14 protein-coding genes and 1 pseudogene are annotated in these 14,395 nt (G+C 73.0%); 5 read left to right on the forward strand and 10 right to left on the reverse strand.

Annotation, left to right across the window (positions count from 1 at the left end):
* Window positions 1-85: 85 nt before the first annotated feature.
* On the reverse strand, window positions 86-1,147 hold the full coding sequence (gene mnmH / locus K3554_RS09155; protein ID WP_259939445.1) for a tRNA 2-selenouridine(34) synthase MnmH: 1,062 nt from the start codon (window positions 1,145-1,147) through the stop codon (window positions 86-88).
* 151 nt (window positions 1,148-1,298) lie between these two features.
* On the opposite strand from mnmH, the gene K3554_RS09160 reads away from it, so the two are divergent.
* Genes K3554_RS09160 through K3554_RS16855 form a run of 3 tightly spaced genes read left to right on the forward strand, consistent with a single transcriptional unit; the run spans window position 1,299 to window position 3,881 of the window.
* Window positions 1,299-2,750, forward strand: coding sequence for a cytochrome ubiquinol oxidase subunit I (locus tag K3554_RS09160; protein WP_259939447.1), 1,452 nt, complete (start codon window positions 1,299-1,301; stop codon window positions 2,748-2,750).
* A 4-nt stretch (window positions 2,751-2,754) separates the two neighbouring features.
* The gene (gene cydB, locus K3554_RS09165) at window positions 2,755-3,786 is read left to right on the forward strand and encodes a cytochrome d ubiquinol oxidase subunit II (RefSeq protein ID WP_311200319.1); all 1,032 of its coding nucleotides are present in this window, start codon (window positions 2,755-2,757) and stop codon (window positions 3,784-3,786) included.
* Window positions 3,786-3,881 carry a DUF2474 family protein gene (locus tag K3554_RS16855; RefSeq protein ID WP_409197346.1) on the forward strand — a complete coding sequence of 32 codons (96 nt, stop codon included), beginning with the start codon at window positions 3,786-3,788 and terminating at the stop codon, window positions 3,879-3,881. Before cydB ends, K3554_RS16855 begins: the two co-directional genes overlap by 1 nt.
* Before the next feature lie 78 nt (window positions 3,882-3,959).
* On the opposite strand, the pseudogene K3554_RS09170 reads toward K3554_RS16855, so the two are convergent.
* The 5 genes and pseudogenes from K3554_RS09170 to K3554_RS09185 form a co-directional block, all read right to left on the reverse strand.
* Window positions 3,960-4,556: pseudogene (locus K3554_RS09170) on the reverse strand (hypothetical protein); the annotation flags it as partial.
* A gap of 255 nt (window positions 4,557-4,811) precedes the next feature.
* On the reverse strand, window positions 4,812-5,453 hold the full coding sequence (locus K3554_RS09175; protein ID WP_259939454.1) for a nitrile hydratase subunit alpha: 642 nt from the start codon (window positions 5,451-5,453) through the stop codon (window positions 4,812-4,814).
* On the reverse strand, window positions 5,453-5,728 hold the full coding sequence (locus K3554_RS16860; protein ID WP_409197304.1) for an SH3-like domain-containing protein: 276 nt from the start codon (window positions 5,726-5,728) through the stop codon (window positions 5,453-5,455). The genes K3554_RS09175 and K3554_RS16860 overlap by 1 nt, the downstream gene beginning before the upstream one ends.
* Window positions 5,721-6,029, reverse strand: a complete 309-nt coding sequence (locus tag K3554_RS16865) for a ScnB-like protein (protein WP_409197347.1) — start codon at window positions 6,027-6,029, stop codon at window positions 5,721-5,723. The genes K3554_RS16860 and K3554_RS16865 overlap by 8 nt, the downstream gene beginning before the upstream one ends.
* A gap of 35 nt (window positions 6,030-6,064) precedes the next feature.
* The gene (locus K3554_RS09185) at window positions 6,065-6,490 is read right to left on the reverse strand and encodes a TIGR01244 family sulfur transferase (protein ID WP_259939458.1); all 426 of its coding nucleotides are present in this window, start codon (window positions 6,488-6,490) and stop codon (window positions 6,065-6,067) included.
* A gap of 121 nt (window positions 6,491-6,611) precedes the next feature.
* Between K3554_RS09185 and K3554_RS09190 the strand changes: the two genes are divergently transcribed.
* The gene (locus K3554_RS09190; protein WP_259939461.1) at window positions 6,612-8,504 is read left to right on the forward strand and encodes an AMP-binding protein; all 1,893 of its coding nucleotides are present in this window, start codon (window positions 6,612-6,614) and stop codon (window positions 8,502-8,504) included.
* Window positions 8,505-8,512: 8 nt separating this feature from the next.
* Window positions 8,513-9,985, forward strand: coding sequence for a hybrid sensor histidine kinase/response regulator (locus K3554_RS09195; protein ID WP_259939464.1), 1,473 nt, complete (start codon window positions 8,513-8,515; stop codon window positions 9,983-9,985).
* On the opposite strand, the gene K3554_RS09200 is transcribed toward K3554_RS09195, so the two are convergent.
* Genes K3554_RS09200 through K3554_RS09215 form a run of 4 tightly spaced genes read right to left on the reverse strand, consistent with a single transcriptional unit; the run spans window position 9,973 to window position 14,364 of the window.
* The gene (locus tag K3554_RS09200; protein ID WP_259939469.1) at window positions 9,973-10,848 is read right to left on the reverse strand and encodes an amidohydrolase; all 876 of its coding nucleotides are present in this window, start codon (window positions 10,846-10,848) and stop codon (window positions 9,973-9,975) included. The two genes, K3554_RS09195 and K3554_RS09200, sit on opposite strands and share 13 nt — an antisense overlap.
* A gap of 32 nt (window positions 10,849-10,880) precedes the next feature.
* Complete coding sequence (locus K3554_RS09205; RefSeq protein WP_259939471.1) at window positions 10,881-12,479, reverse strand: ATP-dependent DNA ligase; 1,599 nt, start codon at window positions 12,477-12,479, stop codon at window positions 10,881-10,883.
* Entirely contained in the window at window positions 12,476-13,351 is an 876-nt protein-coding gene (locus tag K3554_RS09210; protein WP_259939473.1) for an alpha/beta hydrolase, read from the reverse strand. The genes K3554_RS09205 and K3554_RS09210 overlap by 4 nt, the downstream gene beginning before the upstream one ends.
* Window positions 13,348-14,364 (reverse strand): ligase-associated DNA damage response exonuclease, encoded by a 1,017-nt coding sequence (locus K3554_RS09215; RefSeq protein ID WP_259939476.1) that lies wholly within the window; start codon window positions 14,362-14,364, stop codon window positions 13,348-13,350. Before K3554_RS09215 ends, K3554_RS09210 begins: the two co-directional genes overlap by 4 nt.
* Window positions 14,365-14,395 lie beyond the last annotated feature (31 nt).

The following is a 14,395-nucleotide window of genomic DNA, read 5'->3' on the forward strand; positions in this document are numbered from 1 at the left end:
CGGGGCCTCTGGTTGCCGGAAGCGCTTCGCACCAAAAATGCTTCGCACCAAAAATGCAGTGCTGGCGGAGGGCAGGGGCCCCGGATCAAGTCCGGGGCGTAGCCTCGCGGGCAGCCGCCGCCACGACCTGCGGCACCGCTGCCCGCAGCGACGCCGCATCCAGATCGTCCAACCGCAGCGTCGCCACCGGTGCCCGCTCGCCCCGCAGCGCGTGCTTGTAGCGGCGGTCGTAGTGGTGCTCGATCAGCCCCTCGGCGAGCGCCGCGAAGCGCCCCTCGCGGGCCAGCGCGTGCCAAGCCTCGATCCGCTCGGCGGGCTGGTAGGGGCGCAGCGCGTCGATCCGCTCGCGCAGCAGCGCGGCGTCCTCCACGAGGTCAGGATAGGCCCGCGTCAGATGCGCCGCGCGCGCCGCCACGGGAGCCTCGATCACCACCACGGGCGCCGCGCGCATGGCCTTCCACAGCGACGGCGGCAGGAGGATGCGCCCGATAGCGTTCGACTCGGCCTCCAGGAACACCGGGCGCGCGGGATCGAGCGCCACCAGCTCCGCGGCGAGCCGGCTCTCGAAGCCCTTCTGCGCGGGCTGCTCCCCCAGCCCGCCGAAGTTCGAGCCCCGGTGGTTCGCCAGCCCCTCCAGGTCCACCACCTGCTCGCCCGCCTCAGCCAGCGCATCGAGGAGGTGGGTCTTCGCCGTGCCCGTGCCGCCATCGATCAGCACGATGCGGTGGGGCACCTGCTCTTCGTAGAGCGCGCGCGAGACCAGCGCGCGGTACGCCTTGTAGCCCCCCGCCACGGTGTCCGCGCGCCAGCCGACCTGCTGGAGGATGGATGCGAACGAGCCCGACCGCTGCCCGCCCCGCCAGCAGTACACCAAGGGCCGCCACCCGCCGCCCCGGCTCGCGAGCGGCCCCTCCAAGTGCGCGGCGGCATTGCGCGCCACCAGCGCGGCCCCGACCTTGCGCGCGAGGAAGCGGTCCTCGCGCACGTAGATGGTACCCACCTTCGCCCGTTCCGCGTCCGAGAGCACCGGCAGGCTGATGGCGCCGGGCACGTGGTCCTCGGCGAACTCCGCGGGCGAGCGCACGTCGATGACCTCGTCGAAGGGCAGGGCCGCGAGCGCGGCGAGCGATGCGAGTTCCACGGGCATGGGCCACCTCCGGAGCGAGGCTCTAGCCTCCGAGGCTGCGGTTGGCCATGATGCGGGACGTTGACGCGCGCGTTATGCCGCACCGCGGCGTGGTCGCGGAGACCGGCCCGGCGACGTATATGGATGGCAGGCAGACAGAGGTCATACCGTCATGTTCGAGTCCTTCGACGCGGTGCTCCTGGCACGCATCCAGTTCGCCTTCACCGTCTCGTTCCACTTCCTGTTCCCGGCCTTCACGATCGGGCTCGCATCCTACCTCGCGGTGCTCAACGCGCTGTGGCTTTGGACCAAGAAGCAGCACTACCTCGACCTGTTCCGCTACTGGGTGAAGATCTTCGCGCTGGCCTTCGCCATGGGCGTCGTGTCGGGCATCGTGATGAGCTACCAGTTCGGCACCAACTGGTCGGTGTTCTCGGACAAGGCCGGCCCCGTGATCGGCGCGCCCATGGCCTACGAGGTGCTTTCGGCCTTCTTCCTGGAGGCGGGCTTCCTCGGCATCATGCTGTTCGGGCGCGACCGGGTCGGCCCCGCGCTGCACATGGCGGCCTGCGCCGCGGTGGCGGCGGGCACGTTCTTCTCGGCCTTCTGGATCCTGTCGGTGAACTCGTGGATGCACACCCCCGCGGGCTTCGAGATCGACCCCGACACGGGCCAGTTCGTCGCCACCAACTTCTGGGAGGTGGTGTTCAACCCCTCGTTCCCCTACCGCCTCGCGCACACCGTGACGGCGGCCTACCTGACCACGGCGTTCATCGTGGGCGGCGTGGGCGCGTTCCACCTCCTGCGCCGGCGCCGCCGGGGCGAGGGTGTCAGCCCCGCCACGCGCACCATGTTCTCGATGGCGATGTGGATGGCCGCGATCGTGGCCCCGATCCAGATCGGCCTCGGCGACGCGCACGGCCTCAACACCCTCGAGCACCAGCCCGCCAAGGTCATGGCCATGGAGGGCCACTACGAGAGCCACGAGCACGGCGCGCCGCTCTACCTGTTCGGCATCCCGAACGATGCGGAGCAGCGGCTCGACTACGCGGTGGGCATCCCGAAGCTGTCGTCGCTGATCCTCAAGCACGACCTCGACGCGCCGCTCGCCGGCCTCGACACGATCCCCGACGACGAGCAGCCGCCCGTGGCCATCGTGTTCTGGTCCTTCCGCGTCATGGTCGCCATCGGCTTCGCGATGCTGGGTCTGGGGCTGTGGTCGCTCTGGGCGCGCTGGCGCGGCACGCTCTACGACAGCCCGTGGCTGCACCGGGCGGCCGTGCTTATGACGCCCTCGGGGCTCGTGGCCGTGCTCGCGGGCTGGATCACCACCGAGGTGGGCCGCCAGCCCTACACGGTCTACGGCTTCCTGCGGACCGCCGACAGCGTGGCGCCGCTGGACGCGCCCGCCGTGGCCACTTCGCTGATCGCCTTCGTTGTGGTGTACTTCGCGGTGTTCGGCGCGGGCACTTGGTACATTCTGCGGCTGATGAGCCACCACCCGCACGTGGGCGAGGACCGGCTGAAGGACTCGATCGACGGGCCGATCCGCACCGCGGGCACCACGCCCGCGGCCGAGGTGGCCGCGCAGCAGGGGCGCCGCATGCCCGTTCCGGGGGAGTGAGCCGATGCCGCTGGTGGATGGGATGTCGTTCGACCTGACCGTGATCTGGGCCTTCGTGATCGCCTTCGCGGTGCTGGTCTACGTGGTGCTCGACGGGTTCGACCTCGGCTTGGGGATGCTGTTCCCCGCGGAGGCCGCCAAGCGCGACCGAGACGTGATGATGAACTCGGTCGCCCCCGTCTGGGACGGCAACGAGACCTGGCTGGTACTCGGCGGCGGCGGCCTCTTCGCCGCCTTCCCGCTGGCCTACGCGCTGATCTTGCCGGCGCTGTATGCGCCGCTGATCGCCATGCTGCTGGCCCTCATCTTCCGGGGCGTCGCCTTCGAGTTCCGCTGGCGCACCAAGCGGTGGGAGCGGGTGTGGGACTGGGCCTTCACGGGCGGCTCGGCGGTGGCGGCCCTCGCGCAGGGCATCGCGCTGGGCGCGCTCCTGCAAGGGATCGCCATCGACGAAGCGGCGCGCGAGTACGCGGGCGGCTGGTGGGACTGGCTCACCCCGTTCTCGCTCGCCGTCGGGGTGGCGGTGATGTGCGGCTACATGCTGCTCGGCGCGACGTGGCTGGTGATGAAGACCGAAGGCCCGCTGCAGGAGCGGATGCGCCGCCGGGCGTGGCCGTTGGGGCTGGCCACTTTGGGCTTCATCGGCCTCGTGTCGCTGTGGACGCCGTTCCTGCAGGAGGGCTACTACAACCGCTGGTTCGCGGGCTGGGGGCTGGCGGCGGCGGTCGCGGTCGGCATCTCGGTGCTGGCGGTCGCGGTGCTGATGTTCCGCTCGCTGACGATCCACCGGCACGAGTACCGGCCCTTCGTGCTCTCGCTGCTGCTGTTCGTGCTTTGCTTCGGCGGCCTCGGCGTGTCGATGTTCCCCTACATCGTGCCCACCGAGGTGACGATCTGGGAGGCGGCGGCCCCGCGCAACGCGCAGGTGTTCATGCTGGTGGGCGCGGGCTTCCTGATCCCGATCATCCTAGCCTACACGGCCTACGCCTACTGGGTGTTCCGCGGCAAGATCGACCCCGACGCGGGCTATCACTGATGGGGCGGCGGCTGCTCTGGTTCTTCGGCCTCTGGCTCGCTTCGGTGCTGGCGCTGGGCGCCGTCGCCTGGGTGCTGCGGCTCTGGATCGCCTGACGCCTGCGGCGTCGCGGTGACGCGCGTGAGCGGCTCGCTCTGGCCGTAGAGGATCGCGGTGTCGCCGACGCGCAGCCGCGTGTCCGGCCCCGGCGCGCCCTCGAAGCCGCCCCCTTGGCGCTCGACGCTGAGCACGAGGATGCCGTGCCCCGCGAGACCCAGTTCGCGCAGCGTGCCGCGCAGGAGCGGCGAGGCGGGGCCGACCTCGGCCTCCACCACGCGCCAGTCCTCGCGCAGGTGCAGGAGACCCGCGTAGTCGCGCAGGTCGAGCGTGGCGCTCTCGCGCAGGAACCGCTCGATGGCGGGGCGCATCCAGCGGTCGAGCTTCTGCGAGCGGGCCAGCGCGATAAGGAGCGCGAGGCCCGCGGCCAGCACCGCCAGCTTCTCCCACGTCGGATAGCTCTCGCCCACGAAGCTGAGCATCAGCGTCGAGATCACCGTGACGATGCCCGCCGAGCCGAGGCGGATCAGCCAGGCGATCACGCGCCGCCGCGCAGGCCCGTTCACCACGTTCTCGCTCTCGCCGGTGGTGAAGCCCGAGCCCGAGAAGGCCGATAGCGCCTGGAACCGCGCCACGTCGTCGCTGACCCCGGTCATGGCGAGCGCGATGGCCCCGATGCGGACCACGAGGAACGACAGGGTGAGGATCGAGAGGACGGATATGATGGCGATCATGGAAGGGGAGGTAGCGGGGCGGGGCGGGAGGGCAAAGCGCGGCGCGCGGCGGACCTGCTCCGGGGCGTCAGGCCGCCGTGCGCGCTGCCGCTGCGGAGCGCGTCGCGGGTTGTCAGCCGAGGCCCCGGCGCAGGGCCGGAGCGGGGAGGTGGAGATGGACACGCCCCGGCCTCGAGCCGGGGCCTCTGGCCGCCGCTGGGGCTACCGCTGCGGAGCGCAGCAGAAGACCGGGACCAAGAACCCTAGCGCCCCCTTCTAAGCCGCCGCCGCCTCCGCCACCCCGATCATGCTGTCGCGCGTCACCAGCTCAGCCAGCCGCGCCTCGTCCCAGCCTTCCGTCCCCGCGGGCCGGCGCGGCACCACCACGTAGCGCATGTCGGCGGTCGAATCGTGGACCCGCACCTCCACGCCCTCGGGCAGCACGGTGCCGAACTCGGCGAGCACGGCGCGCGGCTCGCGGACGGTGCGCGAGCGGTAGGCGCGGCTCTTGTACCAGTCGGGCGGCAGGCCGAGCAGGTTGCGCGGGTAGCACGAGCACAGGGTGCACACGACGACGTTGTGCAGACGGTCCGTGTTCTCCAGCGCGATCAGCCGCAGCGGCCCGACGTCGAGCCCCATCTCCGCGCAGGCTGCCGAGCCGTCGCGCAGCGCGCGTTCGCGGAACGCCGGGTCGGTCCAGACGCGGGCGACGAAGCGCGCTCCGCCCGCGGGCGAGCGGGCGTCCATCGCCTCGACCTGCGCGCGGATCGCGGCGTGGGTGGTGACCCCGCGCTCCACCATCAGCTCGCGGATCGCGATCTCCATCGTCTGCCAGTAGGTCAGCGGCCCGTCCTGATCGGCCCGGTAGGGATGGCCCGAGGGGCTGAGTCCCTCGTGGTCGTGATGATCGTGGGGCATCAGAGCGGCTCCAGCCAGTGCTCGTAGATCTCGGCCTCGATCGTGTCGCCCGGGGCATCGCTCCGGCCCCAGACCTCCACGGCGCGGAACCGCACCCGGTAGAGCGCCCGCCGCGCGCCCGGCCGCCCGTAGGCCAGCGCCTCGGGGTCGGCGAAGGGCCCCAGCACGCGCTCCACCTCGCCGGCATGGCCGCGCAGGTAGTGGGGCGTGCGCACGTGGCCCGGCGGCGCCATCCGGCGCACCCGGACGCGCGCGCCGCGCGCGAACTCAGCCACCCGCTGTCGCCTCGCCGTAGGTCTCGCCGCGCGCCCGGACCTCGGCCATGCGGGCGCCTAGCTCGGACGGGGTGTAGAGGCCCTGCTCCAGGAGGTTCTGGTTTAAGGAGGCGACCCAGCGCTCGTAGTAGCTCATGCGCTCGAAGGCGTCCTCGCCCATGTCCTCGAGCACCCGGCGCAGGCCGTCCACGGTGAACACCCCCTCTAGCCCGGCCAGGATCACCAGCGCGTCTACCCGCTTCTCCCACAGCGCGAAGTCGTGGTCCTCTCGCGGCACGGGGCCGGCTAGATCGCCGCCCATGTCGTGCCAGCGGCGACCCGGATCGGCGGCGTCGCTCACGTCGCGGCCAGCGCGTCGATCTGCGCGCCGAGCTGCGGCATCGGGTAGCCCGCCCGCTCGAGGGCCGCGAGGATGTCGCCCGTGGGCTGGCGCCCCGCCTCGGCCAGCGCCCAGAGGATCGCCGAGCGGGTGCCCGACCGGCAGTAGAGCATGACCCGCCCCTCGGCCCCGTCGATCGCGGCGCGCTGCTCGTCCACGGCGTCCACGGTGATGCCGGGCGTGGTCACGGGGTTGTAGACGAAGTGGAGCCCCGCCTCCGCCGCCGCCCGCTCCATGGTGCCGGCCTGGTGCGTGGGCGGCACCTCCGCGTCGGGGCGGTTGCACACCACGGTGGTGAAGCCCTCGGCGGCCAGCGCCGCCATGTCCGCGGGCTCGATCATCGGGGCGGTGGAGACGGCGGGGGAGAGGGGGCGCAGGTCCATGCGCCATGGATGCGGCGCCACGCGGGCGGCGTCAACGGGGCGCGCGCGGCGGTAGGCCGCGCCGCTTGCCCTCGCCGCGCGCGGGCGGTCTAACGTGGCGGCAGGCACGAGGGAGGCGCCAATGGGCTATCGCGAGGAATACGAGCGCGCGGCGCGCGACCCCGAGGGGTTCTGGATGAACGCGGCCCGCGCGATTGACTGGGACCGGCCGCCCTCGAAGGCGCTGCACGACACCGGCGGCCCGCTGCCCCAGTGGTTCGCCGACGCCCACGTGAACGCCTGCCACAACGCCCTCGACCGTCACATTGAGGCGGGACACGGCGAGCGCACCGCGATCATCCACGACAGCCCCGTCACCGGCACCGTCGAGCACATCTCGTACGCGCAGATGCGCGACCGCACCGCCCGGCTCGCCGGCGCGCTGGCCGCGCGAGGCGTGGGGTTGGGCGACCGGGTGGTGATCTACATGCCCATGATCCCCGAGACCGTGGTGGCGATGCTGGCCTGCGCCCGGCTCGGCGCGATCCATTCGGTGGTGTTCGGCGGCTTCGCCTCCGCCGAACTCGCCGCCCGCATCGACGACGCCAAGCCCAAGGCCGTGATCGCCGCCTCCTGCGGCATCGAGCCCGCGCGCGTGGTGGACTACGTGACGCTGCTCGACGGCGCGCTCGACATGGCGGCCCACGAGCCGGAGGTGTCGATCGTGTTCCGCCGGCCGCAGGGCGGCGCGCCCTCGGACCGCCACCTCGACTGGGAGGCGGCACAGGAGGGGGTCGAGCCGCACGCTTGCGTCCCCGTGCCCGGCGACCACCCGGCCTACGTGCTCTACACCTCGGGCACCACGGGCGCGCCGAAGGGCGTGGTGCGTTCAACGGCCGGGCACCTCGTGGCGCTCGACTGGTCGATGGCGAACATCTACGACGCCCGCCCCGGCGAGGTGTTCTGGGCGGCCTCGGACGTGGGCTGGGTCGTGGGTCATTCCTACATCGTCTACGCACCGCTGATCCACGGCTGCACCACGGTCGTCTTCGAGGGCAAGCCCGTGGGCACGCCCGACGCCTCCACCTTCTGGCGGGTGATCGCGGACCACGGCGTCACCGCCTTCTTCACCGCGCCCACCGCCTTCCGGGCCGTGAAGCGCGAGGATCCGGAGGGCGCGTTGGCGAAGGACTTCGACCTCTCGAAGCTGCGCACGGTCTTCCTCGCCGGAGAGCGGGCCGACCCCGACACCGTCGCCTGGGTCGAGCGCGCGAGCGGCAAGCCCGTGATCGACCACTGGTGGCAGACCGAGACCGGCTGGGCCATCGCCGCCAACCCCGTCGGACTGGAGCGCCTGACGGTGAAGTCGGGCTCGCCGTCCGTGCCGATGCCCGGCTACAGGGTCGAGGTGCTGGACGAGGGCGGGCATCCCGTGCCGCCCGGCACGCTGGGCGCTATCGCCATCCGCCTGCCGCTGCCCCCGGGAACGCTGCCGACGCTTTGGAACGCCGACGCGCGGTTCCGGAAGTCCTACCTCGAGACCTTTTTCGGCTACTACGAGACGGGCGACGCGGGCATGCTCGACGAGGACGGCTACCTCTGGATCATGGCCCGCACCGACGACGTCATCAACGTGGCCGGGCACCGCCTGAGCACGGGCGCCATGGAGGAGGTCCTGGCCGACCATCCGGATGTGGCCGAGTGCGCGGTGATCGGCGCGGCCGACCCGCTAAAGGGGCAGGCCCCGGTGGGATTCCTGTGCCTCAACAAGGGCGTAGACCGCGCGGAGGCCGACGTGGCGCGCGAATGCGTGGCGCTCGTGCGCGAGCGGATCGGCCCTGTGGCCGCGTTCCGCGACGCCGCCGTGGTGCCGCGCCTGCCCAAGACGCGTTCGGGCAAGATTCTGCGCGGGATCATGGGCCGCATCGCCGACGGCCGCGACTTCAAGGCCCCCGCCACGATCGACGACCCCGCGATCCTCGACGAGATCCGCGAGGCGCTCGGCCGGCTCGGTTACCCCCGCGACGGGGCCTAGCGCCGCCGGTGTCGGGCGAGCCGGAGCATTCCGAGCGCGTGGACCCGGTCGCCCTGCTGGCCCACGACCTGCGCGCCGCGACCGCCGACGTGGTCGGCGGGCTGCGCCTGCTGGAAGGCGAGGCGCTGACGCCCGACGCCCACGCCCAGGTCGAGCGGGTGCGCGCCTCCACCGAACTCCTCGCGCGGCTCGTCGAGGAGCTTCTGGGCGAGCGGGGCGGGGCGGGCGGAGCGGCGCGCGGAGACGCGGTCGCGGACCTCGCCCGCATCCTCGAGGACGAGCTGCGCCGCTGGCGCGGGGCGGGCGCGCCGCAGGGCGTGGCCGTGACCCTTACGCGGGAGGCGCTCCTTCCCGCGCTCCTCGCGGTGGAGCCGCTCGCCTTGCGCCGCATCATCGCGAACGCCATGGGCAACGCCCTGCGCCACGCCCGCGCCGCGGTGGAGCTGCGCGCCGCGCCGGGCGAGGGCGGCACCGTCGTGATCGAGGTGCTGGACGACGGGCCAGGCTTTCCCGCAGACGTGCTTGACGATCCGTTCCGTGCCGCGCGTCCCGGCGCGGGTTCGGTCGGCACGGGGCTGGGGCTGCACATCGCGGCCGATCATGCCGAGTGGATCGGCGGGCGGCTGGAGATCCGGAACCGCAGCGGGGGCGGGGGCGCCGTGGCGCTCACGCTGCCCGCCGCGCTCGCGCTCGCGCCGGTGTCCGAAGCCGCGCCCGCCGACCTGACCGGCTGGCGCATCCTCGTGGCCGACGACAGCGCGACGGTACAGTCCCTCGTCGCGGGGATGCTGGGACAGCTCGGCGCCACATCGGAGCGGGCCGGCGACGGCGTGGCCGCGCTGAACTGGCTGGCCCGCGAGCGCTTCGACCTGGCCCTCATCGACGTGGAGATGCCGGTGCTCGGCGGCCGCGAGGTGATCCGCGCCGAGCGTCTGCGCCAGGCCCGCGGGGTGGCGCCGCCGACGCCGCTCGTGGCGCTCACGGGGCACGCCTCGCCCGCCATGCGCGAGGCGCTCCTAGAGGACGGCGCCGAGGGGATGCTGCCCAAGCCCCTGCCGGAGATCGACGTGTTCGGCCGCATGCTCGCCGGGATCGTGGAGGCCGCGGGCGGGCGCCTCGACTGGCAACCGGACGCCGCGCCGCCCCTGTCGGCGGCGACCCTGGCCTCGCTGATGATGGCGGCCGGTCCCGATCACGTGGGCGAGGTGCTCGCGCGGCTTCGCGGCGATCTCGCGGACACCGAGGCGGCGCTGGACGCGGCCCTGCGGGCGTCGGACCGTCAGGGGGTGCGCTTCCAGACTCACGTGCTGCTGTCGCTCGCCGGCGCGATCGGCGCGCTCCCCACCCAGTCCGTGGCCCGCCGCCTCAACGCGCTGGCCCATGACGGGCCGGACGAGGCGGTGCGGATCACGGGGCGCATCTGCCTCTCCCGCCTCGGCGAGCTGCGCACCGAACTGGAGGGCGCGGTTCAGAACCCGTAGAGGCGCGCGGGGTTCTCGCAGAGCACCATGCGGCGGGTCGCGTCGTCCGGGCAGGCAAGATCGAACGCATCCAGCAGCGCGCCCGCCCCGCATCGCTCGGCCCCGCCCAGCATGATCTGCGGCCAGTCCGACCCCCACAGGCACCGCTCGGGGTTGGCACGGAGCAGGGCGCCTACGTGCTCGTCCAGCGCCTCGAACGGCGCCGCGGCCAGCCGGAACGGCGCTGACAGCTTCACCCAGGCGTGCCCCTCGGCAAGAAGGCGGCAGAGGGCGCGGAACCCCGGCGCGTCTACGCCCGCGGCCACGTCCGGCCAAGCCATGTGGTCGAGCACCACCGGAACCGGCAGCGCCGCGATCCGGGGCGCCAGCTCCGCGATGTGTCGCTCCGCCATGGCCAGCATCTGCACGTGCATGCCCCGCTCGGCGAGCAGCGGCGCCATCGCCTCCACCCCGTCCCAGCCCAGCACGCCGCCGTGCACGTAGTTCAGCCGCACTCCCACGGCCCCCGCCGCGGCCAGCGGATCGAGCGTCTCCGCGCCCGCGCCGTCCGGCACCAGAACGACCGCGCGCGCAGCGTCGCGGCCCAGCGCCTCGACCGCGCGCAGGGTGACGGCGTTGTCGGTGCCGTAGAGGATCGACTGCACCACCACCGTCCGTTCGATCCCAAGCGCTCCGGCCTGGGCACGGTAGGCCGCGAGGTAGTCCACGAAGCCCAACCCCTCGGCCGGCCCCTCGACCCGCCCCTCGTAGGGCGGGAACTCGGCGTCGCTCCCCAGCATGTGGATGTGCGTGTCGCAGGCCCCCGGCGGCAGGGGCCGGGCCGGGGTGCCGGCGGGGATCGGGGGGGCGGAGCGAGGGATCATGGCGCCACCCTCTCACGGGGGCGCGGGCGGCTCTAGCCGTACTGCTCCAGCAGCTCCAGCAGGTGCGCGTGGGTGTCCGCTTCCTGCACCGGCTTGTCGTGGCGCCAGCGCAGCATCCGCGGAAAGCGCAGGGCCACGCCGGACTTGTGGCGGGGCGAGGCCTGGATGCCCTCGAAGCCGATCTCGAACACCTGCTCCGCCGGGACGTGGCGCACGGGGCCGTAGCGGGCCAGCGTGTTGCGCCGCACCCAGGCGGTGATGCGCCGGAACTCCGCGTCCGTCAGCCCCGAGTAGGCCTTGGCGAAGGGCACCAGCTCGTTGCCTTTCCAGACCGCGAAGGTGAAGTCGGTGTAAAGGTTCGCACGCCGCCCCGAGCCGGCCTGGGCGTAGACCATCACCGCGTCGATGGTCAGCGGGTCGAGCTTCCACTTCCACCAGTCGCCGCGCTTGCGGCCCACGTGGTAGGGCGAGGCGAGGCGCTTGAGCATCAACCCCTCGGCTTGCGCGTCGCGGGCCGCGGCCCGCACCGCGCCCAGCTCCTCCCAGTCCGAGAACGGCACCGTGCCCGACAGGCGCACCGGGGCTTCCGGTGGCAGGGGGCCGACCAGCGCCTCCAGCCGCGCGCGCCGCTCCGCGAGGGGCTGCGCCCGCAGATCCTCGCCGCCCTCCTCCAGGAGGTCGTACGCGTAGAGGATCGCCGGCGCCTCGCTCAGCAGCGCCTTCGGCACGGTCTTGCGCCCGATCCGCTTCTGCAGGGCGTTGAACCGCATCGGCTGGTCCGCCTCCGCGTCCCAGGCCAGCACCTCGCCGTCGATCACCGTGCCGTCGGCGAGGAAGTCTCGGGCGCGGGCGAACTCCGGGAAGCGGTCGGTCATCAGCTCCTCGCCGCGCGACCACACGAAGTGCTGGCCCCCGCGCAGGATCAGCTGGCCCCGGATGCCGTCCCACTTGCGCTCCGCCTGCCACTCATCCGCGGGGCCCAGCGCGGCCGGGTCGCCCTCGATCCCGTGGGCGAGGCAGAACGGGTAGGGGCGGCTGAGGTCGGCCTCCGGGTCGGGCTGCAGGATCAGCGCGTCGAAGTTGGTACGCTCGGGCGACCAGTCGCCCATGAGCCGGTGCGCTAGCTCCGCGTCGTCGATGCCCGTGGCCTGACCCAGCGCGCGCGTCATCAGCTTCTGGCTGACGCCGACGCGCATGCCCCCGGTGATCAGCTTGTTGAACACGAAGCGCTCGGCCCCGCCCAGCCGCCGCCAGGCATCGAGCACCGCCTCGCGCTTCTTGGCGTCGGACGCGGTCTGGAGCGCGCGGATCGTCTCGATCCACTCGGTCAGTTTCCGGTCGCTCTCCTCGCTCGGCTCGGGCAGCACGAGGTGGATGGTCTCGGCCAGATCGCCGACCTTGTCGTAGCTCTCCTCGAACAGCCACATCGGCAGGCCCGCGACTTCGGCCCCCCACTCCGCCAGGCGGTTCGCGGTGACGGTGCGCTTGGGCCGGCGCCCGGACAGGAGCGCGATGGTCCAGAGCCGGTCGTCATCGGGCGCCTCGCGGAAGTAGCCCTCCAGCGCTGCGGTCTTGCGCAGCGTCTTGGTGGTCTGATCCAGCTCCGTGAACAGGCGGGCGAAGCGCTTCACGAGGCGCCCCGAACGAAGGCGGCGATCTCAGCGAGCGCGCGGTCGGCGGCGGGCGCGCTGCCCGCGGCCATGTGGTAGGCGTGGGGCAGGGCGCGCGCCTTGTCGACGGTCACCTCGGCGCCGAAACCGCGCATCCGCTCCGCGAGCTGGTCGGCGTCCTCCTCCAGGAGCTCGCCGCGCGAGCAGTGGATCAGCACCGGCGGGCAGCCCGGATACGCGGCGTGGACCGGGGAGAGGCGGGGGTCGCGCGGGTCGTGCCCATCGGCGTAGGCCTGCGCGATGCGCAGCATGAGGGGGCGGGTCAGGAACAGGTCGTCGGCGGCCTCGGGCTCGGTGCGGGTCTCGTCGAAGTCCGCAGCGGGGGCGATGAGGGCGGCGCAGCAGGGCGCCGTGCCGTCCGCCAGCAGCCGCGCCAGCACGCTCGCGGCGAGCGAGGCGCCCGCGCTGTCGCCGCCGATCGCGAAGGGGCCCCGCACGGCCATGGCGCGAGCGGCGGCGAGGCAGTCGTCGTAGGCCGCCGGGAAGTGGTGCTCGGGCGCGAGGCGGTAGGCGGGCGCCGTCACCTCCAAACCCGCGAGGGCCAAAGTGTCTAGCAGATGCGCGTGGCTCTCGGGCGAGCCGAGCACGAAGCCGCCCCCGTGCAGCCAGAGCAGCCGCGGACCGCCCTCCGGTCCGACCGAGCGACGCGCCCGCACGCCTGCCAACTCCACCGTCTCGACCGAGACGCCGGGCAGGGGCTGGCGCAGCGCGGCCAGCGCGCCCATCGCCGCGCGGTGTAGTGACCAGGGCAGGGGCGCGGCCATCAGCGGCTTGGCCACGTAGCGCGACGACAGGGCGAGGGCGCGGTCGCGCCAGTGGGTCGCGTCGCTCATGCGGCGTCCTCGGCGGCATCGAGCTCGCTCTCGAACTCCTCGCCCTCGTACTCGGTCGAGACCACGTGCGCGTCGTATCCCTGCTCGCGCAGCCAGCGGTGGAAGACGCTCGTGTAGCCGTGGGTGGCGAAGACGCGGGTGGCCCCGGTCTCGCGGATCGCCGCATTGAGCCCCGGCCAGTCGGCGTGGTCCGAGATCACGAAGCCCCGGTCCGCCGCCCGCCTGCGCCGGACCCCGCGCAGCGCCATCCAGCCCGACGCGATGCCGGTGGAGGCGTTGCCGAACTTGCGGATCCAGCCGCCTGCCAGCGCCGAAGGCGGCGCGATCACCAGCGCGCCCGGGTGGGCCTTGAGGTCCAGCTCCTTCGTGACCCGCACCGTGTCGGGCAGGGCCACGCCCTGCGCCCGCAGCACGGCGTTAGTGTTCTCGACCGCGCCGTGGGTCAGGATCGAGCCGATCGAGGGGTCGGCCATGGTCATCACCCGCTGCGCCTTGCCGAGCGCGTAGGAGCCGATCACCGAGAAGCGCCCCTCGGCGGCGTTGGCGGCCCACCATTGGTTCAGTTGCCGCTCCAGCTCGGCCTCGGGCTCCCAGGTGAAGACGGGCAGGCCGAAGGTGCATTCGGTGATGAAGGCGTGGCAGCGCACCGGCTCCCACGGCTCCGACAGCTTGTCGGCGCCGGTCTTGTAGTCGCCCGACACGCACCAGACCTCGCCCCGGTGCTCGACGCGGATCTGGGCCGAGCCGGGGACGTGGCCGGCGGGGTGGAAGGAGACGCGCACGCCGCCGATCTCGCGCACCTCGCCGTAGGCGATGCCCTCGGCCTCGATCGGCCCGAGGCGGTGGCGCATCACGGGCAAGGCCGCGTGGGTGGCGAGGTAGCGCCCGTGGCCGGGGCGCGAGTGGTCGGCGTGCCCGTGGGTGATGAGCGCGCGGTCGACGGGCTTCCACGGGTCGATGTGGAACTGGCCGGCGGGGCAGTAGATGCCGTCGTCGTGGAACTCGAGGACCATGGGGACTCCGTCGTGCGTTCCCGTGGATGTA

Source organism: Jannaschia sp. W003 (assembly GCF_025144335.1).
Classification (GTDB): domain Bacteria; phylum Pseudomonadota; class Alphaproteobacteria; order Rhodobacterales; family Rhodobacteraceae; genus Jannaschia.

Bases quoted from the DNA above. Each gene is read 5' to 3' on its own strand.
- mnmH (WP_259939445.1), bottom strand. From the start codon at position 1,147: ATGCCCGTGGAACTCGCATCGCTCGCCGCGCTCGCGGCCCTGCCCTTC.
- K3554_RS09160 (WP_259939447.1), top strand. From the start codon at position 1,299: ATGTTCGAGTCCTTCGACGCGGTGCTCCTGGCACGCATCCAGTTCGCC.
- cydB (WP_311200319.1), top strand. From the start codon at position 2,755: ATGCCGCTGGTGGATGGGATGTCGTTCGACCTGACCGTGATCTGGGCC.
- K3554_RS16855 (WP_409197346.1), top strand. From the start codon at position 3,786: ATGGGGCGGCGGCTGCTCTGGTTCTTCGGCCTCTGGCTCGCTTCGGTG.
- K3554_RS09175 (WP_259939454.1), bottom strand. From the start codon at position 5,453: ATGCCCCACGATCATCACGACCACGAGGGACTCAGCCCCTCGGGCCAT.
- K3554_RS16865 (WP_409197347.1), bottom strand. From the start codon at position 6,029: ATGGGCGGCGATCTAGCCGGCCCCGTGCCGCGAGAGGACCACGACTTC.
- K3554_RS09185 (WP_259939458.1), bottom strand. From the start codon at position 6,490: ATGGACCTGCGCCCCCTCTCCCCCGCCGTCTCCACCGCCCCGATGATC.
- K3554_RS09190 (WP_259939461.1), top strand. From the start codon at position 6,612: ATGGGCTATCGCGAGGAATACGAGCGCGCGGCGCGCGACCCCGAGGGG.
- K3554_RS09200 (WP_259939469.1), bottom strand. From the start codon at position 10,848: ATGATCCCTCGCTCCGCCCCCCCGATCCCCGCCGGCACCCCGGCCCGG.
- K3554_RS09210 (WP_259939473.1), bottom strand. From the start codon at position 13,351: ATGAGCGACGCGACCCACTGGCGCGACCGCGCCCTCGCCCTGTCGTCG.
- K3554_RS09215 (WP_259939476.1), bottom strand. From the start codon at position 14,364: ATGGTCCTCGAGTTCCACGACGACGGCATCTACTGCCCCGCCGGCCAG.